The 18,004-nt window shown below is 64.9% G+C and carries 18 protein-coding genes and 1 tRNA gene; 9 read left to right on the forward strand and 10 right to left on the reverse strand.

The genetic code is table 11. The annotated features are described in order from the left end of the window. Positions 1 to 56: 56 nt before the first annotated feature. The 3 genes from OLX23_RS01830 to OLX23_RS01840 all read right to left on the reverse strand — a co-directional run bounded on the left by OLX23_RS01830 (position 57) and on the right by OLX23_RS01840 (position 1,984). Complete coding sequence (locus OLX23_RS01830) at positions 57 to 785, reverse strand: DNA-binding domain-containing protein (protein WP_264442560.1); 729 nt, start codon at positions 783 to 785, stop codon at positions 57 to 59. Next, complete coding sequence (locus OLX23_RS01835; RefSeq protein WP_264442561.1) at positions 782 to 1,621, reverse strand: DUF692 domain-containing protein; 840 nt, start codon at positions 1,619 to 1,621, stop codon at positions 782 to 784. The genes OLX23_RS01830 and OLX23_RS01835 overlap by 4 nt, the downstream gene beginning before the upstream one ends. Before the next feature lie 78 nt (positions 1,622 to 1,699). After that, positions 1,700 to 1,984, reverse strand: a complete 285-nt coding sequence (locus OLX23_RS01840) for a hypothetical protein (protein ID WP_264442563.1) — start codon at positions 1,982 to 1,984, stop codon at positions 1,700 to 1,702. Positions 1,985 to 2,166: 182 nt separating this feature from the next. On the opposite strand from OLX23_RS01840, the gene OLX23_RS01845 reads away from it, so the two are divergent. From OLX23_RS01845 to rpoD, 7 genes are all read left to right on the forward strand, one after another. Then, the gene (locus OLX23_RS01845; RefSeq protein ID WP_264442564.1) at positions 2,167 to 2,448 is read left to right on the forward strand and encodes a DUF2282 domain-containing protein; all 282 of its coding nucleotides are present in this window, start codon (positions 2,167 to 2,169) and stop codon (positions 2,446 to 2,448) included. Then, the gene (locus OLX23_RS01850) at positions 2,445 to 2,912 is read left to right on the forward strand and encodes a DoxX family protein (protein ID WP_319641286.1); all 468 of its coding nucleotides are present in this window, start codon (positions 2,445 to 2,447) and stop codon (positions 2,910 to 2,912) included. Before OLX23_RS01845 ends, OLX23_RS01850 begins: the two co-directional genes overlap by 4 nt. Continuing rightward, positions 2,912 to 3,436 carry a sigma-70 family RNA polymerase sigma factor gene (locus tag OLX23_RS01855; protein WP_264442565.1) on the forward strand — a complete coding sequence of 175 codons (525 nt, stop codon included), beginning with the start codon at positions 2,912 to 2,914 and terminating at the stop codon, positions 3,434 to 3,436. The genes OLX23_RS01850 and OLX23_RS01855 overlap by 1 nt, the downstream gene beginning before the upstream one ends. 2 nt (positions 3,437 to 3,438) lie before the next feature. Further along, positions 3,439 to 4,083, forward strand: coding sequence for a DUF1109 domain-containing protein (locus OLX23_RS01860; protein ID WP_264442567.1), 645 nt, complete (start codon positions 3,439 to 3,441; stop codon positions 4,081 to 4,083). Positions 4,084 to 4,347: 264 nt separating this feature from the next. Further along, positions 4,348 to 6,735 carry an ATP-binding protein gene (locus OLX23_RS01865; protein ID WP_264442569.1) on the forward strand — a complete coding sequence of 796 codons (2,388 nt, stop codon included), beginning with the start codon at positions 4,348 to 4,350 and terminating at the stop codon, positions 6,733 to 6,735. A gap of 202 nt (positions 6,736 to 6,937) precedes the next feature. Beyond that, positions 6,938 to 7,669 (forward strand): enoyl-CoA hydratase/isomerase family protein, encoded by a 732-nt coding sequence (locus OLX23_RS01870; RefSeq protein ID WP_264442570.1) that lies wholly within the window; start codon positions 6,938 to 6,940, stop codon positions 7,667 to 7,669. A 242-nt stretch (positions 7,670 to 7,911) separates the two neighbouring features. Further along, entirely contained in the window at positions 7,912 to 9,936 is a 2,025-nt protein-coding gene (gene rpoD / locus OLX23_RS01875) for an RNA polymerase sigma factor RpoD (RefSeq protein WP_264442572.1), read from the forward strand. A gap of 200 nt (positions 9,937 to 10,136) precedes the next feature. Here rpoD and OLX23_RS01880 read toward each other — a convergent pair whose 3' ends face one another. The 7 genes from OLX23_RS01880 to infA form a co-directional block, all read right to left on the reverse strand. Next, entirely contained in the window at positions 10,137 to 10,847 is a 711-nt protein-coding gene (locus tag OLX23_RS01880) for an SDR family NAD(P)-dependent oxidoreductase (protein WP_264442573.1), read from the reverse strand. Beyond that, positions 10,844 to 11,596 carry a peroxide stress protein YaaA gene (gene yaaA / locus OLX23_RS01885; protein WP_264442575.1) on the reverse strand — a complete coding sequence of 251 codons (753 nt, stop codon included), beginning with the start codon at positions 11,594 to 11,596 and terminating at the stop codon, positions 10,844 to 10,846. The genes OLX23_RS01880 and yaaA overlap by 4 nt, the downstream gene beginning before the upstream one ends. A gap of 277 nt (positions 11,597 to 11,873) precedes the next feature. Continuing rightward, a tRNA-Phe gene (locus OLX23_RS01890) sits at positions 11,874 to 11,949 on the reverse strand. An 85-nt stretch (positions 11,950 to 12,034) separates the two neighbouring features. Beyond that, a complete protein-coding gene (gene yacG, locus OLX23_RS01895; protein ID WP_264442578.1) occupies positions 12,035 to 12,226 on the reverse strand; it encodes a DNA gyrase inhibitor YacG in 192 nt (63 codons plus the stop codon). Further along, positions 12,223 to 13,221, reverse strand: coding sequence for a ribonuclease (locus OLX23_RS01900; RefSeq protein ID WP_264442579.1), 999 nt, complete (start codon positions 13,219 to 13,221; stop codon positions 12,223 to 12,225). Before OLX23_RS01900 ends, yacG begins: the two co-directional genes overlap by 4 nt. After that, a complete protein-coding gene (locus tag OLX23_RS01905) occupies positions 13,214 to 13,789 on the reverse strand; it encodes a Maf family protein (RefSeq protein WP_264442581.1) in 576 nt (191 codons plus the stop codon). The genes OLX23_RS01900 and OLX23_RS01905 overlap by 8 nt, the downstream gene beginning before the upstream one ends. Before the next feature lie 22 nt (positions 13,790 to 13,811). After that, positions 13,812 to 14,057 carry a translation initiation factor IF-1 gene (gene infA / locus OLX23_RS01910; RefSeq protein ID WP_168605162.1) on the reverse strand — a complete coding sequence of 82 codons (246 nt, stop codon included), beginning with the start codon at positions 14,055 to 14,057 and terminating at the stop codon, positions 13,812 to 13,814. 233 nt (positions 14,058 to 14,290) lie between these two features. On the opposite strand from infA, the gene OLX23_RS01915 reads away from it, so the two are divergent. Further along, positions 14,291 to 16,867 (forward strand): TonB-dependent receptor, encoded by a 2,577-nt coding sequence (locus tag OLX23_RS01915; RefSeq protein ID WP_264442583.1) that lies wholly within the window; start codon positions 14,291 to 14,293, stop codon positions 16,865 to 16,867. A 194-nt stretch (positions 16,868 to 17,061) separates the two neighbouring features. Further along, entirely contained in the window at positions 17,062 to 17,886 is an 825-nt protein-coding gene (locus tag OLX23_RS01920) for a flagellin (RefSeq protein WP_264442584.1), read from the forward strand. The last annotated feature ends 118 nt before the right edge of the window (positions 17,887 to 18,004 follow it).

Below are 18,004 nucleotides of genomic sequence, written 5' to 3' on the forward strand. Positions count from 1 at the left end.
TGTCTGGAATACGCAGGTTGCTACGTTGCCGGATGCAGGGCTCGGTGCGGTGGTGACTAGTTCGGTGCCATGCGGGCCAGGAGACCTTCTCCGAGCCAGCGCGCCAGCCAGGCGCCGAGCCTGTCAGCGCCATGCTCCTGCGCGAGATCGCCGAGAGTGCCGCCGTGTGCGAAGCTTTCGAGCGCGAGGCATTCTGCCCCATCGACGCTGCGGAACCGCGGAGACAGGCCCTGTCGCCAGACGATCAGATTGTTGCCCGCCGTTCGCGTTACGCTGAATTCCTCGTCACCTTCGGACAAGGCGTTCCATAGCGCGCAGACATTGGTCACGATCGGCAGTGCTGCAAAACCCGCGGCGAGATCGAAACGCAGGTCGTCCCAATAGCCGGGGGCATGATCGCCCGCCGCCAGCTCGGCGGCATCGAGCTGCGGGGCGTCCAGTGCGGCGAAAGCGCTCTGCATGTGCCATTCGAGCCAGGCGAGTTCAGCCACTTCGGGGTCGTCGGCGAACAGGTCCCCGAGAAGTTCGGGAAAATCGGACCCGTAAAGATCGAGCGACCAACTGCACGGCGGCCGGGTCAGGATGTAATGGCAGGCGGCCGTGGTGAAAGCCTCCGCACCGACCCAGCGGCGCGTACGCTCAAAGCTCGTTTCCAGCGCACCGAGCAGCCGGCCGCGATAGGCGTTGCGATAGATTTCCATGCCTGTCGACGATGGGGCGCGGCCATCCTGGTCCGCGGAAGCAATCTCGCTGCGGAAGGCGTTCTGGCGCGCAAGCAGGCTCATGCGGCAAGCCTTGGGCTTGCCGCATGGCCGCGGGCGAGCTCCAGTTCGGCGAGCAGTTCGGGAAGCGGTGGTATCGCGTCGTCGCGTTCGATCATCGTCGCGCAGGGGCCAAATCGGGCAGCCGCCTCCCGATAGAGCTGCCAGACTTCGGAGCAGACCGGGGCGTCGTGTGTGTCGATCAGCATCCCGTCGGGCCCGGCGCTGTGGCCCGCCAGGTGCATCTGGCGAACGCGGTCGGCTGGAATGCCGGCGAGGAAGGCCAGCGGATCGAAGCCGTGATTGACGCTGCTGACGAAGACGTTGTTGATATCGAGCAGGAGGAAGCAGCCCGTCTCTTGCGCCAGCACGGCGAGGAACTGCCATTCGCTCATCGTGGACTCGGCGAATGTCACATAGCTCGAGGGGTTCTCGATCAGCATCGGCCGTTCGAGCACGTCCTGCGCGTGCTTTACGTTGGCGATGCAGACGGCGAGCGCCTCGTCGCTGTAGGGCAGCGGCAGCAGGTCATGCGTTGCGAAGCCGCCGACCCGCGTCCAGCACAGGTGATCGGAAACCCATAGAGGGTCTATCCGCCGGGCGAGCAGCCGCAGTTCGCCGAGATAGTCCGGGTCGAGCCCTTCGGGCGATCCCAGCGACATCGACACGCCGTGCATGGCCACGGGATGCCGTTCTCGCACCGCCTCAAGCGTGCGCATCGGCCGCCCGCCGCAAGCCATGAAATTTTCCGAGATGATCTCGACGAAATCGACCGGCTGCTCATGCTCCACGAAATCGCGCTGGTGTTCGCGGCGCAGTCCCAGGCCGAAGCCGGCGAAACGGGGTATCGTGTCGGTCATAGGCGATCATCCGATCGAACGAGAGAAAATGGCCCGGCCGGCGGGGGTGTTGCCGGCCGGGCGGACGACATCGCGGGGTCAGCCGATGTCGCCGATGGTGCCGCCGCGCTTGAGGCATTGCCCGGCGGCCATCGCCTTGAAACCATGGCCCTTGCAGGTGTTCATGCCCTTGCAGTCGTGATCGGTGGTCTTGCAGTCTCCCGTGCCCTTGCAGCTGTTGACGCCGTAGCAATGGACCGTGTCGGCGGTGCCGAGAGCGCCGCCCGAACTGCCGGCGGGCGGCGTCGCGGCGTGGGCGAGGGCGGACAGCGCCAGCGCGGCAGCGGCCGATGCGATAGTGGTTCCGGTCTTGAGGGTAGGCATGTCATGATCTCCGCGAAGGTCGTTTGCCGAATTGGCGTCGACTGGTTCGCGGTCGGGCGGCGCCCGGTTACGGATCGGAGAAATATTTTTGGCGGGCTTTCGCTGTAACCCGATCGCGCATCGCTTCGAATTGGCAAGTACCGGCTGTCGCTTGGACAGTCGGGACAGACAAGGAGACGTCGATGTCCACTGCCAAGACCGCTTCTGGCTTTGCCGCGATCATCGTCGCGGCAGCCTCGACCGCCGCGCTGGCGGCCAACGCGCCCGCCGCCAAGCCTGCCAAGGAGAAGTGCTATGGCGTCGCCAAGGCCGGCAAGAACGATTGCAAGGCCGGCGCCGGAACCAGCTGCGCGGGTACCTCGACGCGCGACTACCAGGGCAATGCCTGGACGCTTGTCCCCGCGGGCACCTGCCTTTCGATCAGGACGCCGCGCGGCCATGGCAGCTTGGAGCCGCAGGCGTGATCAGCCCCGCATCCCTGCTGCAAGGCTACGACGCGGCGGTGCGGCGGCTTTCGGGGGCGATCCCCGAAAGCCTGCTGCTGCTGTTCCTGCGCGTCGTCTTCGGCGGCATCTTCTGGCGCTCGGGCCAGACCAAGGTCGCGGATGGAAGTTGGTTCACCCTAAACGACAACACGGTCGAGCTGTTCCGCACCGAATATGCGGGTGTGCCGCTGCTGCCGCCCGAGCTGGCCGCGACCATGGCCAATGCCGCCGAGCATCTGCTGCCTGCGTTGCTCTGCGTCGGCCTGTTCACGCGGGCTTCGGCATTCGGCCTGCTCGTCATGACGCTTGTCATCCAGGTTTTCGTCTATCCCGAGGCGTGGTGGCCCGAGCATTCGCTGTGGACCGGACTTGCGCTGGTCCTCGTGCTGCGCGGGGGCGGGCTGATCTCGCTCGATGCGCTGCTGGTGGCGAAGACCCGCTGATGCTCGCCGACGAGGCATCCCTGTCGCGGCTGGCGGCGCTGGCGCAGCGCGGCGATCGGCAGGCCTATGCGGCCATGCTGACGGCCTGTCGTTCCTGGCTGCTGCGCTACTACCGGCGTAAGGTGGCGCCGGAAGTGATCGAGGACCTGGTGCAGGAAACGCTGCTTTCGGTGCACCGAAAGCTCGCCAGCTACGATCCCGGACGTCCGCTGATGCCTTGGCTTGCTGCTATCGCCCGCTATCGCTTCATCGATCATCTGCGCTGTGCCTACCGTTCGGCAGGTGAAGCCGAATTGGACGACGATACCACCGATGGCCATGACCAGGCCGTGATCGCGCGCCTCAGCCTCGACCGGCTGTTCGAGGCCCTGCCCGATGCCCAGCAGCGCGCAATCGAACTGGTCAAGATCGAGGGGCTTTCGATAAGCGAAGCCTCGGTCTCCACCGGTCAGAGCGAATCCCTCGTCAAAGTGAATATCCACCGGGGCCTGCGACGCCTCGCTGCGCTTATCGAAAGACTATGAGCATGCCCGATCACCCGGACACCTTCATCGAGAGCCTCGTGGACGATCTCAAGCCGGTCGCAACGCTGCGTCAAAGCACCGGCATGGTGCGCGCCCTGATCGCCCTTGCGGCTGGCGTCATAGCGATCGTGGCGGCCTTTGGCCTGCGTCCCGAACTCGTCCGCGGCCATCTCGACCCGCTGTTCCTGATATCGAGCGGGCTGTTCCTGGTCCTGTCGCTGGCGACGGCCTGGTCCGTGATCGACATGGCCCGTCCTTTCGTGGGCACGCGGCGCGACGGTTGGGCCTGGACCGCATTGATGGCAGCGGTCCTGCCCGGCGCGGCGCTAGGGTCCTTGATCGGCAATATGCTACGCGGGCAGCATGCCGCGATCGACCGGGGGGGCGTCTTCTGTCTCGTCTTCGGCACGGCAATCGGCCTGATCACGGCTGCGGCGCTGGTCCTGTGGCTGAGACGGGGCGCACCCGCATCGCCGACCAGGGCAGGCTTCTACACGGGCGTGGCCGCAGGGGCGGCGGGTATCTTCGCGGTTTCGTTGCACTGCCCGCACAATGACCTGATCCATATAGGCGTATGGCACGGCGGGACGGTGATCTTGTCGGGCCTGCTCGGACGGCTGACACTTCCACACCTCCTGGCCTGGTAGGGCGAAATCGCCAATACTCGTGCGGATCGTTGCTCCCCGGCAAGGGGACAACCACCCTTTCCTTCGAGCTGGACGATAGATCCGATCTGGTGGTGAGTTGACGGGTAAAGTATTACAGACCACGAATACACGGGGTCTGCCATCTTCTGAGCGGCTCATCCCGTGAAATTGGGCCTCGAGCCCGAAGTTGGACGACGGCCGAGCCAGGGAGCAAAACGGCCGCTGTTGATGGGGGCTCTAGTGTCGGTCGGGTCTAACAGGAACTTGCCTTCCGCGCTGCGTCCCGATGTCGTCGTACCGATTTTGGTGGCAATGGTGATCCTCGCCTTCGCCGCGACCATCGCGTTCTATCAACGGGATGCTGCCAATGCCCGACTGGCGCAGGAAACGCGCCTGATCGGATCGAACTTTGCTGCCACCCTGCAAGCGCATCTGAATGCCCGCTTCAAGGCCGGAGAGATTCTCGGCCAACGCTTCGTCGATACGGAAAATGTCGATATGCGGACGTTTCGTGAGGAAGCGACGCTCACCCACGAACTGTATGATGATTTTCAGGCCTTGAGCTGGGTGGATGCGGCAGGCGTCATCCGTATCGTCACACCAGAGAAGGGAAATGCTGCAGCCCTTGGCCTTGATCTGCACACCTTGCCCATCCCTTCGCGGACGCTTGCCAGGGCTGAAGCGACCGGGCGTCTGCAGGTCACTCCTCCCATAGAACTTGCCCAGGGTGGTCGGGGATTTGCAGCCTATATTCCGGTGAGCGGAGAAGCGGGGCGGAAGGGCTTCGTGAACGTCGTCTTTCGATCCGGTCCTTTGTTCAATTCCGTGCTGCTGGACGTGACCGCGCGCCCTTACGCCGTCAGAGTAGCGGACGGCGACGATGTCATCTTCGAGACATCGAAAGAAGCATCCGATCCAGACTTCGTGCAGGTCAGCAATATCGCCGTCGCCAATCGGCAATGGACCGTCGCCATCGCACCCGCGCCCGATCTTGCGGATCGGGCAAGCGCATGGCTGGACGAGACGATCGTCATCTTCGGCCTCCTGGGCGCGGCTTTCGCGGCCTATACCACCCGCTTGGTCTTCGTTCGCCAGGCTGCGGTGCGCGAGAGCGACGCGCGCCTGCGCGTCATAGCCACCAACATCAACGACGCGGTCTGGGTCGTGACCTCGGATTTCAAGGAGATCCGATACTGTAACCCTGCATTCGAGCGAATTTTCGGTCTGCCTTGGGAAAGCCTGGAAAGCCCGTCCGAGCGCCGGCCCGAAAACCTCGGGTCCGAAGAGTGGGACAAGCTGAAGCGCGCCAGCGGGGAAGATAGCCCGATCGACCGGTTCGACTGTCCGATCTTCAAGGTTGTCGGTTCAGACGGAATCAGCCGGGATGTCTACGCGCGCTTTGCCGCGATGCGAGATGGCAACGATCGCATAGACCGATTTGTCGGTGTGGCAACCGACGTGTCCGAACTGATGAAGGCTCAGGAGCACCTGCGCCGCAGCAACGAACGCCTTTTTCAGTCGCAGAAGATGGAGGCCATCGGCCAGTTGACCGGCGGCGTCGCCCACGACTTCAACAACCTGCTGTTCGTGATTTTGGCCAATGCGGAATTTGTACGCGACCGAATGGCCGATCCACAGATCGTCGAGGCCCTGGATGAGATCGTTCGCACGTCCGAGCGGGGGAGCGACCTGACCAAGAACATGCTCGCCTTCGCGGGGAAATCGCGGCTGGTGCCGCGCGCATGGGACCTCAACACGGTCATTCGCCAGGCCCAATCTTGGATGACCAGGGCGCTACCGGAGAGCATTTCGGTCGAGGTTTCGCTGCTCGCGGGCCTTTGGCCGGTTCTGATCGATAGAACCGCATTGGAAAGCGCGCTGCTAAACCTGCTGCTCAATGCCAAGGACGCGATGAACGGCAAAGGCAAGCTGACAATCGAGACCGCGAACGTTCGGATCGATGATGCTTACAACGAGGAACGAGGTGAGGGGCTGGTCTCTGGCCGTCATGTCATGCTGGCAGTCAGCGACAATGGCGCGGGAATAGCATCGGAAGATATCTCTCGTATTTTCGAGCCGTTCTTCACCACCAAGCAGGCAGATGGCGGCACCGGGCTGGGGCTTTCCATGGTGCAAGGCTTCATCAAGCAATCGGGGGGAACGGTAAGGGTCTACTCCGAGATCGGGGAGGGGACGACCTTCAAGATCTACATCCCGGCGTCCTGCGAACACCCCGTTCCGGAGCATCGCGAAAAAGAACTGAGCGATAAGGCGCAGGAAAGCGCTCGCATTCTGGTGGTCGAAGACCAAGGGGAAATCCGCAAGCTTCTCGCCAGGCAACTCAGGGGCGCAGGATATGCGGTCGTGGAAGCGAGGGACGGCGACGAAGGCCTCGAACTCTACGGCGACGGCGGGGGATTTGACCTTGTCATTACCGACATCGTGATGCCCGGAACCCTTCAGGGACCAGCGCTGGCCAAGCAGATCCGATCACGAAAATCCGATGAACGCTTCGTTTTCATGTCGGGCTACGCCACCGAGGCACAGGTCCATGGAAACGGATTGCGGCCGCAGGACATCCGCTTGACGAAGCCCGTGCGCAGGGCCGAATTTCTCGCGAGCGTCAGGCAGGCATTGCAGCGCACCGATTAGCTGGGACACGGGCTTCGCCGATAAGCCACCGTTCAGAGTGAGCCATTGGCTCCCTGGCAGCGCTCGGTCATTCATCATGCGTGCAGCCGGCAACCATCGGCATTTGCCTAGCTCGAGTGGTCGCTGGACCACCCATCACCGTCTGGGTATCGCCCGCCACGTTGCGATAGACGCACTGAAGTCGACTGGGAGCCGAGGAGTTATGGATCACGCGGTGCGATGGAGGCAGTCGGGCAAGGTCGGCCATCTCACGTTCTGTCGGTCAAGCAAGCGCAATGCGCTGCGGATGGCGGACTGGGCAGAGCTGTCCGACATGCTCGAGGCGATCTCGAAGGCTGGGGTTCAAGCACTGATTGTCGAGTCCTCGGACCCGCAGGTCTTCTCTGCGGGTTCGGATCTCGTCGAAGTCGAAGCCTTGAGCGAAAGGCCGGAGAATGCCGCTCCTTTCGCGATGGTCATGCAGCGGGTGATGCAGCAGCTTGGGGCAGGGCCGATGGTCACGGTCGCCGCCATAGCCGGCCCCTGCCATGGCGCCGGCGTTGCGATCGCCATGGCTTGCGATATCCGGGTAGCCGGTCCGCGCGCGACATTCTCGATCCCGCCTGCGAAATTCGGAATCTCCTATCCGAGCGGTGACATTCGCCGCCTCGCTCGGCTGGTGGGGCCCGGCCAGGCCGCCCGTCTGCTGTACAGCGCTGAAACCATCGATGCCCAGGAGGCGGCGCGCATCGGCCTGGTCGATCTGCTCGATGACGACGTCGCGGCGCGTTGCCAGGACCTTGCTCGGCAGATCGCGGCGAATTCAGCCGATAGCATCGCGCTGCTAAAAGGGGCGCTCGATCAGCATGTGTCGGCCGCGGAGCCCGATCAGCAATTTCTCGACGGTTTTCGGACGGCAGACTTCCTGAGGTTTGCAGGACGAGATCGAGGCTGAGGCAGACGGGGCGGTAGGCCTTGAATTTCACCGAACAATCGTAAGCGCCACGCTCTGGTCCGACATCCACTCGCCGAACGTCGCTCGCGGGATCCACGCCGCCGCACTTCCGGCAGAAATGGCTTTACCGTCATAGATTGCTGGCGTTTACGAGCTTGGTCGGGCAAGGGGCCGCCGAAATCGCGTTTTTGTCGTGGCGGCCCAGCCGCCATACGGCACGTTTCCAGGAAAATAGCGGACTTATGAATAGCAACGGTTACGGTGCAGACGAGGATGTACCGGTCATCGATCTCGACAAGGGCTCGATTCAGCAGCTGATCGCGCGTGCGAAGAGTCGCGGTGTCATATCGGCCAAAGAGCTCGATGCGGCTCTACCCCGCGATCAGATGTCGACCGACCAGATCGAAGACGTGATGGCCGCGATTTCCGAGATGGGGATCAACATCGTCGATAGTGACGATGACACCGATCCCGATGCCGATCCGTCGAGCGAGGGCGAGCCCGAAGACGACGACGAGCAGGAGCGTGACGAGCTAGACGGCCAGGTGGCCGCTCCGCGTGCCGGCAGCAAGAAGGCCGAGAATGCTGGCCGCTCCGATGACCCCGTGCGCATGTACCTGCAGGAAATGGGCGCGGCCGAGATGCTCAGCCGCGAGGGTGAGGCCGCCATTGCCAAGCGCATCGAGTGTGGTCGCGACATGATGATCCTGGGTCTCTGCGAGAGCCCGATCACCTTCCACGCGATCATCCAGTGGTCCGAGGCGCTCAACAACGGCGAGATGCAGCTGCGCGAGATCCTCGATCTCGACGCGATGCTCTCGAAGGAGCCCAAGCCCGAGAACCTCTCGGAAGACGGCGAGGACGACGGCGAGATTTCCGAAGCCACGGCCGGCCCGTCCTACAAGGAAGAGGAAGAACCCGAGGAAGAGCACACCGCCGACGAGGATGAGGACGGCGTCGAACGCCGCGCCCGCCGCCCGGTCGAGGAAGAGGAGGAAGACAACATCCTCAGCCTCGCGCAGATGGAAGCGCAGCTCAAGCCCGAAGCGCTCGAGAAGTTCGCCTCGATCACCGACCTGTTCCGCAAGTTCGAGAAGATCCAGAACGACCGTCTCGACGCGATGGGCATGGGCAACGATTTCCCCGCGGCCAAGGAAAAGCAGTATCAGCAGCTGCGCGAAGACCTGACCGCGCAGGTCGAATCGGTGCAGTTCCACGCGAGCAAGATCGAGTTCCTGGTCGACAATCTCTATGCCTTCAACCGGCGCCTGACCACGCTCGGAGGCCAGATGCTGCGTCTCGCCGAACGCCACAAGGTCGACCGCAAGGACTTCCTCGAAAGCTACATCGGGCGCGAACTCGAAGACAACTGGCTCCAGGACATGTCCAAGAAGGACAAGAAGTGGGCCGCCTTCGCCGATAACGAAGCCGATCCGGTCGAGCGCATCCGCTCGGAAGTGTCGGACATCGCTTCGGCCACGGGCATGTCGCTTCCCGAGTTCCGCCGCATCGTCAACATGGTGCAGAAGGGCGAACGCGAGGCGCGCATCGCCAAGAAGGAGATGGTCGAGGCCAATCTCCGCCTCGTGATCTCGATCGCCAAGAAGTACACCAACCGCGGCCTGCAGTTCCTGGACCTCATCCAGGAGGGCAACATCGGCCTGATGAAGGCGGTCGACAAGTTCCAGTACCGCCGCGGCTACAAGTTCTCGACCTATGCGACCTGGTGGATCCGTCAGGCGATCACCCGCTCGATCGCCGACCAGGCGCGCACGATCCGCATCCCGGTCCACATGATCGAGACCGTCAACAAGCTGGTCCGCACGAGCCGCAAGTTCCTTCATGAAGAGGGCCGTGAGCCCACGCCCGAGGAAATGGCCGAGCGTCTGTCGATGCCCGTCGAGAAGGTCCAGCGGGTTCTGAAGATCGCCAAGGAACCGATCAGCCTCGAAACGCCGGTGGGCGACGAGGAGGACAGCAATCTCGGTCAGTTCATTCAGGATGCGAATGCGGTCATCCCGGTCGACGCGGCGATCCATTCGAACCTCAAGGAGATGGTCACCCGTGTCCTGGCGTCGCTGACCCCGCGCGAAGAGCGCGTGCTGCGCATGCGGTTCGGCATCGGCATGAACACCGATCACACGCTCGAGGAAGTCGGCCAGCAGTTCTCGGTGACCCGCGAGCGTATCCGCCAGATCGAGGCCAAGGCGCTGCGCAAGCTCAAGCACCCGAGCCGGTCGCGCGCCATGCGTGCTTTTCTCGAGTAGAAGCTTGTTCCGAGGGCGCTCAGCGTCCTTGACCGATAGCGATCTCCCCTCGCTACCGACGTGGCGAGGGGATTTTACCGACCAAAGCCGCCGTTGCCTTACCCAGTTCGGCAATGTGAGAACTGCGTCGGTTCAAGGCCGCAAGTCAGAGGGCTCGGCAGGGATCCCGGTAGCCGTGACCAGCCTTCTCGGCCGCTCCGTCAGAACGCAATTTCCTTGCCCTCGAAGTCGAACAGGTTGCCGCTGTCGGACGGCTTCAATTCTTCGATGACGTCGAGAAGTTGCAGCGCTGCGCGTTCGGGATCGAACAGTCGTCCGGGCTGGACATTCCCCTGGAAGGGCCGGGACAGAGCGGTGTCGACCGTGCCGGGATGAAGTGCGACGATGATCGCCCGCGCATTGCGGCGGGCCTCCTCGATCGCCAGGTTCCGTACCAGCATGTTCAAGGCGGCCTTCGATGCCCTGTAGCCATGCCACCCGCCGAGCCGGTTGTCGGAGATCGAGCCGACCCGAGCCGACAGCGCCGCAAAGACGGTTCTGCCGCTTTTCGGCATGACCGGCAGGAAATGCTTGGCGACCAGCGCCGGGCCGATCGCGTTGACGGCATGAACTTTCGCCAACCACGACGGGTCGAGCTCCCGCAGCGCCTTTTCGGGACCGCGATCTCCCGCATGGAGCAGACCGGTCGCGACGATCACCAGGGTCGGCGGCGGTCCCTTGGCCACATGCGCGGCGGCGGCGGCGATGCTGGCCTCGTCCTCCAGATCGAGATGTTGTGCTCCGGTCCGCGATCTCGCGAAGCCATGCACGACATCGAAGACCCCTTCGTCTATCAGGGCGGCTTCGAACGCCGCACCGATACCGCCCGACGCGCCGACGACCACGGCCGCGTTCTTGGTGGAACCGGTCACGAGCGCGTGAACCGCCAGTGGTCGGTGTCGCTTGCCTCGGCATCGAAGCTGTAGCCGTCGCTATCGAAGCCGCGCATGGCGTCGATGTCGGTGACGTGGTGCTCGCACAGCCAGCGCGCCATCATGCCCCGCGCGCGCTTGGCGCTGAAGCTGACGAAGCGCGGGCCGTCGGGTCCGGGTTCGCGGAAGTCGACCTCGACAATGCGCAGGCCTGCCAGCTTGCCTTTCACCGCCGCGAAGTATTCCTGGCTCGCAAGATTGAGCACCACGCCCGATCCCTCTTCGGCCACTTGGTCACGCAGCAGATCGGCGATGCGATCGCCCCACCAGTCGGTCAGGCTCTTGCGGCGCGGAGCCCAGCGCGTGCCCATTTCCAGGCGATAGGGCCGGATCGCATCCAGCGGGCGCAACAGGCCGTAGAGGCCCGACAGCATCCGCACGTGATCCTGCGCGAAGGCGACACCGGCTTCATCGAGCGTGTGGGCTTCAAAGCCCGTGTAGACATCGCCGGCAAACGCGAAAAGCGCTGGCCGCTCCGGCAGGTGAGCGAAGTCCCGGAAGCGTTCCGCGTTGAGCTTGGCGAGGCGCGGGGAGATATGCATCAGATCGCTCAAACGTTTTTGCGAAAGGTTGGCGGCTGATTTGGCAAGGCCGCTCGCTTCCTCGACAAAATGAGGTTTCGTGGCGGTCAGCGGCGGAAGCGCACGCTCGAAATCGAGGGTTTTGGCGGGGGAGAGCAAGGCGATCATACCGTCGTCCGTAACCTCGGCATAGGACGGCGTCAAAAGGTTGGCTCTCGCCGACATAGCGGCCGTTCGAAACGCGAGCGCTTCATTCCAATATCCGTCATCCTCGCCTTCGCGGCGGTCACAGCAAACCCATCTGTTCGGATACCACGACTAATTGTCGCGGACGCCCTTGGCGCCTTGTGCAGAAACACACCGCGCCCGCATCCAGCTCTTTAATCCGACTGCTTGTTCGCTCCGGCTTTTCGCAGAAACGTTCAAATGTCGAATTCAAAGGCGGTGGTGCCCGGGGACGGAATCGAACCGCCGACACCATGATTTTCAGTCATGTGCTCTACCAACTGAGCTACCCGGGCATCGCTGCTGCGGCGGGTCCAAGAGGACCGGCGAGCGATTGGAAGCGCGCCTATGGCGAAGCCGTGACGGCTTGGCAAGGGCTAATCAATCGTCCTGCGAAAGTTCTCTACCGGGGAGTCCGTCCTCGTCGATTTCGGCCGGCGGGCCGGGCAGGGCGTAGCCGTCGTCGAGCCATTTCACGAGGTCGCGGTCGCGGCAGCGGGGCGAGCAGAACGGCGCATGCGCCTCGACGCGCGGCTTGCCGCAGATCGGGCATTTCTTGGGCGGACGGGTCATAGGTCCACCAGTTGGGCATAGCCGCCGTCGAGCGCAAGCGCGGGTTCGGGCTGCCACCGGATTTGTTTGCCGCTGCGCCGCGCGAGGTTGTCGCGCCAGTCTGGGCGGACCGCGGCGAGCACCCCCGGATGCGCCGCGACGAGCAGCGCGCCGGCGCCGTCGATCCTTTCGGCCCGGCGCAGCAGCAGGCGTGCGGCGGCGCCGGTACGGTCGCGCGCGAGGCGATGGAGCAGCGATGGCCGTTCGAGCCGGGCGACGAGCTGGACGAAGCCGAAGCCGTTGATCGCGGTGCGCTCGTGCCGCCAGTCGGCGAGCGCCGTGGCCAGGCCCTCGTCGACCGCGCGGCGATCGGCCTTGTCGGACAGGGTCGGGAAATCGATGCCGATCGAGCCGGCCAGGTCGAAGCGGCGTATCGCATCCGCCACCGCAGGAATCGCCGCGAGCGCCAGCGCGTGCAGGGGCAGGGTGCCGTCGACGTCGATCAGGGTCATCGCCGGGGTCGGGCTGATCGTCAGGCTGCCACCGGCGAAGGCGATCTCGCCGCTCCAGGCCTCGGCGAACAGCGCGTCCCAGTCCGCGGACAGGTCGGCTTCGAAGCGTCGGACAACGCGTGCGGTCTCGCCCTCGCTGCGGAGCCGCTCGGCGAGCGTCGGGGCGGGGCGGGGCGGCTGCGTGGTCGGGCGTGCCTGCGCGCGCTTGAGGCGGCCGGTCTCGGCGATTGCGGCGCGGGTGATCACCGCGCGCAGCGGTGCGCCCTCGCTGGCCTCACGCGGAAGCTGGTCGACCAGCGCTTCCTCGCCGCTGGCGAAGCGCAGCAGGCCGCGCTTGGCGCCCGCCGTGCGCGCGATCAGCACGGCATCCTCGACCTGTCCGGCCGCGAGCGGACCGGGCCAGTCGATGCGCGCGGCCCTGATCGCGCCGTTCTCGGTCAGGATCGCGCGGTGCTCGCCGATCCCTTCCTCGATCAGCCATTCGGGCCCGGCATTCCTAGGCAATTGCGAAGCCCGCGGCCTTGAGCAGCGCGCGTGTCTCGTAGAGCGGCAGGCCGACGACGCCCGAATGGCTGCCCTCGATCCAGGCGATCAGGCCTTCGGCGGCGCCCTGGATGGCGTAGCCGCCGGCCTTGCCGTGCCATTCGCCGCCGGCGATGTAGCCGTCGATCTCTTCGCGCGAGAGCGTCTTGAAGCGCACCACCGTCTCGGACAGGCGTTCGCGCAAGGTGCCGTCGGGCGCGCGCAGGGCCACGGCCGAGAGCACGCGGTGGCGGCGGCCCGACATGAGTTCGAGGCAGCGGCGCGCGGTTGCCTCGTCCTCGGCCTTGGGCAGGATTCGCCGGCCGAGCGCGACGACGGTGTCGCCGGCGAGGACGTGTTCGCTGTCGCTCGCGGCGGCAAGTGCCTTCTCGCGCGCCATGCGCCGCGCATAGTCGCGCGGGACTTCGGCCTTGTGCGGGGTTTCGTCGATGTCGGCGGCGGCGATCCGCGCGGGTGCGATACCCAGGCGCGCGATCAGCTCGCGGCGGCGCGGACTGGCGGACGCGAGGACGAGCTGCAAAGCGCTCATGCCCGCGCGATCCGATCAGAAATCAATAGGAACCGGGGCCGCCGCGGCCGGGCATGAAGCGATAGGTGATACGGCCCTTGGTCAGGTCGTAAGGGGTAAGTTCGACGAGCACTTCGTCGCCCACCAGCACGCGAATACGGTTCTTGCGCATCTTGCCCGCGGTGTGGCCGAGGATCTCGTGATCGTTTTCGAGCCGGACCCGGAACATGGCGTTGGGCAGCAGTTCGACCACTTGGCCACGCATTTCGAGGAGTTCTTCTTTCGCCATCGGCGATCGGTTTCCACTTCTTATGTCTGGATAATGCGGCGCGCCATAGCTCCGGGCGCGCCAAAAGGAAAGCCTTTGGCGGTCATCTCGCCTTCAGCCCAAATCTATTACGCGCGAGTGTATCGGCAGCGTGACAATTTGATACCCGGCGCCGGCTTGTGCCGCAGGTCGGTGTCGAGCATTTGCCGGAGCCGGAGAGGGACCTGACCGACTTTCAGGGTGGAGGATTTCGTTTGCGTCCCTTGGTACTTGTCCCGCTTGTCGTTCTGGCTGCGCCCGCCTGGGCACAGGATGCGTCGCCGGTCGAATCCGCGCCGGCCGATGCCCCCGACGACGAAGTCCTGATCGATTCCGAGACCGGCGAGGAAATCCGCGCGATCGGCGACGAGATCCTCGTCGTGGCGACGCGCATCAAGGGCCAGGTCGAAGCGCCGCAGGCGCCGTTGCTCGTGCTCGACGAGGCGGATATCTCGTCCTACGGTTCGGCCTCGCTCAGCGAACTGCTCGATCAGTTGAGCCCGCAGACCGGCTCGGGCCGCGGTCGTGGTTCGGGCGGCCCGGTGGTCCTGCTCAACGGCCGCCGCATCTCGGGCTTCCGCGAGATCCAGGACCTGCCGCCCGAAGCGATCCGGCGCATGGAAATCCTGCCCGAGGAAGTGGCGCTGCGCTATGGCTATCCGGCCAACCAGCGCGTGGTGAATTTCATCCTCAAGGACAATTTCGCCAGCAAGACCGTGGCGGTCGAATACGAGCCGTCGACCCACGGCGGCACCGCCGACAGCGAGCTCGAGGCCGGTACGGCAGTGATCGCCGGGCAGAAGCGCTTCCACCTGCACGGCCGGATCAACGATACGACGATGCTGACCGAGGCCGAGCGCGACGTGATCCAGACCTCGGGCAACCTGCCGACGGTGGCCGGCGATCCCGATCCCGCGGCGTTCCGCTCGCTGGTCGGCGCCAGCCGCAAATACGGTCTCAACGGCACCTGGTCCACGGCCTTCGGTGAGGGGCCGAAAGCCTCGGCCTTCACGATCAACGGCGCGCTGACGCGGACCGACAGCCGCTCGCTCAACGGGCTCGACACGATCGAGCTCGTCGGGCCTGGCGGCGCGGCCGAACTGCGCAGCCTGCCCGACGCGCTCGAGCGCCGCTCACACGCGACGGCGTTCCAGAGCGGGCTGGTGTTCAACAAGCCGCTCGGTGGCTTCAACCTCACCGCGACCGCCGACGGCGGCTATACCGATACGCGTTCGACGATCGACCAGCCGCGCAGCGCCGCCGCGCTCTCGCCCTTGGTCAGTGCCGCGCTGGCGGGCAATCTCGCGATCGACGGGCCGCTGCCCACGGTCGCCCCGGGCCAGACCGATCGCGCGCGTTCGCAGGACTATAGCCTGACCTCGCTGGCCACGCTGTCGGGCACGCCGTTCCGCCTGCCCGCGGGCGAGGCCTCGCTGACGGTCAAGGGCGGCTTCTCCTATACGCGCACCGACAGCAACGACACCCGCACTGCGCGCGACACCAGCTTCGATCGCAGCAATGCCTCGACCGGCCTGAACCTCGGCGTGCCGCTGACCAGCCGCAAGAACGGCGTGCTCGGCGCGGTTGGCGACTTGTCGCTGAACCTGAGCCTGGGCCTCAGCCACCTGTCGGACTTCGGCACGCTCAAGGACTGGAGCGCCGGGCTGACCTGGGCGCCGACCGAGAAGCTGAACTTCCAGGCGAGCTACCTGGTAGACGAGGCCGCGCCGTCGCTGAGCCAGCTCGGCAGCCCGACGGTGCTGTCGTCGAACGTCGTCGTCTACGACTTCACGCGCGGCGAGACCGCGCTGGTGACGGTCCTCACCGGCGGTAATCCCGATCTCGTGCGCGAGAAGCAGCGCGACTGGAAGTTCTCGGGCAACTGGCAGCTGCCGTTCCTCAAGAACTCCAACCTGATCGTCGAATATTTCCGCAACCGTTCGACCGACGTCACCCAGGATTTCCCGCTGCTCACCCCCGCGATCGAGGCGGCCTTCCCGGGCCGCGTGGTGCGCGATGGGGCCGGGCAGCTCGTCGCGATCGATCGTCGGCCGGTGACCTTCAGCGAGGTCAAGAGCTCGCGGATCCGCTGGGGCTTCAACATCTCTGGCACGATCGGCAAGCCGCAACCGCAGGGGCGCCAGGGCATGATGGGCATGATGGGCCCCTGCGGACCGCGCGGTCCTGGGGCTGGGGCGCCCGGTGGTGCTCGGCCAGGTGGTATGGGGGGAGGCGGCATGGGGCGCGGACCCGGCGGCGGTGGTCGCGGCTTCGGCCCCGGCGGACCGGGCGCGCAGCCCGGCAACGGCCAGGGCCGCTGGAACCTGTCGCTGTTCCACAAGGTCGAGCTGACCAATACGGTGCTCGTCGCGCCGGGCGGTCCGGTGCTCGACCTGCTCGACGGATCGGCGCTGACCGCTGGCGGCGTCGCGCGCCATGGTATCGAGCTGGAGGGCGGCCTGTTCCACAAGGGCTTCGGCCTGCGCGCCAACGGCGACTGGTCGTCGCCGGTCACGGTCCGCGCCACCGGGGCGCCGGGCAGCTCGGACCTGCGCTTCGGCAGCGTGTTCAAGCTGAATCTGCGCGCCTTCGTGAACTTCGATCAGCGCAAGAAACTGATCGAGGACGTGCCCTTCCTCAAGGGCACGCGTCTGTCGCTCACGGTCGACAATATGTTCGATTCGCGTCAGCGGGTGACCGACCAGACGGGCGCGGTGCCGCTCAGCTATCAGCTCGACTATCGCGATCCCAAGGGGCGCGTCGTCGGCATCGATTTTCGCAAGATGTTCTGAACTCCGGAGATTCTTTCGGTGGAGCCTCAAGGCCTCGCCGGAAGAAGTTCGACGGGCCGAGCGGACGGCAACGCTTTGCCGCTCCGGCAAGCCAACCGGCACTTAATTTCCGCTTCCGGCTGCCGCTCTAGTATTCGGCAGCCGCATCGAACTTTCTCGGTCGGCACCTTCGGGTCTACACACGGGAATTTCGCATGGCTGTTATTAACACCAACATTGGCGCGATGAAAGCGGCTAACGCCGGTAACTCGGCCGCCAAGGCTCTGGGCAACGCGATGGAGCGTCTGTCGACCGGCAAGCGCATCAACAGCGCCAAGGACGACGCGGCCGGTCTCGCGATCGCCACGACCATGACCTCGCAGGTCCGCGGCATGACGCAGGCCATCCGCAACGCCAACGACGGCATCGCCCTCGCTCAGACCGCCGACGGCGCGCTGAACGAAGTCACCAACATGCTGCAGCGCGTTCGTGAACTGTCGATCCAGTCGAAGTCGGGCACCTACCAGTCGTCGGACCGCACCAACCTGCAGGCCGAAGTCACCGAACTGACCTCGCAGATCGACGACATCCTGACCAACACCAAGTTCAACGGCGTGACGCTGTTCGACAAGACCTCGACCGGTTCGGTCTCGGTGACCATCCAGGCCGGTTCGGACTCGACGAACACGATCGCTCTGAACATCAAGGGCATCGACGGCACCAAGGTCAACGCGACCGCTCTCGACGTTTCGAGCGCTTCGGCTGCTGGCACGACGATCGGCAACGTCGACTCGGCGCTCGCTTCGATCAACACCACCCGCGCTTCGCTGGGTGCCAGCCAGAGCCGCCTGGAATCGGCGGTCAACAACCTGACCAACAACGTGACGAACCTGTCCGACGCCCGCAGCCGCATCGAGGACGCCGACTACTCGGCCGAAACGACCGCGCTCGCCAAGGCCCAGATCGTCAGCCAGGCTTCGACGGCCATGCTCTCGCAGGCCAACCAGTCGGCCCAGGGCGTCCTCTCGCTGCTCCGCTAAGAGCACCGACGAGACCGAATACCTTAACGACTACATAACCGATTGATCGACTGCCGCGGGTCCCTTCCCCGCGAAACATGAAGAGCCCGGCGCCCTAGCCATGTCCGTCGGGCTCATC

Origin of the sequence: Novosphingobium sp. JCM 18896 (assembly GCF_025938095.1) — a bacterium.
Taxonomy (GTDB): domain Bacteria; phylum Pseudomonadota; class Alphaproteobacteria; order Sphingomonadales; family Sphingomonadaceae; genus Novosphingobium.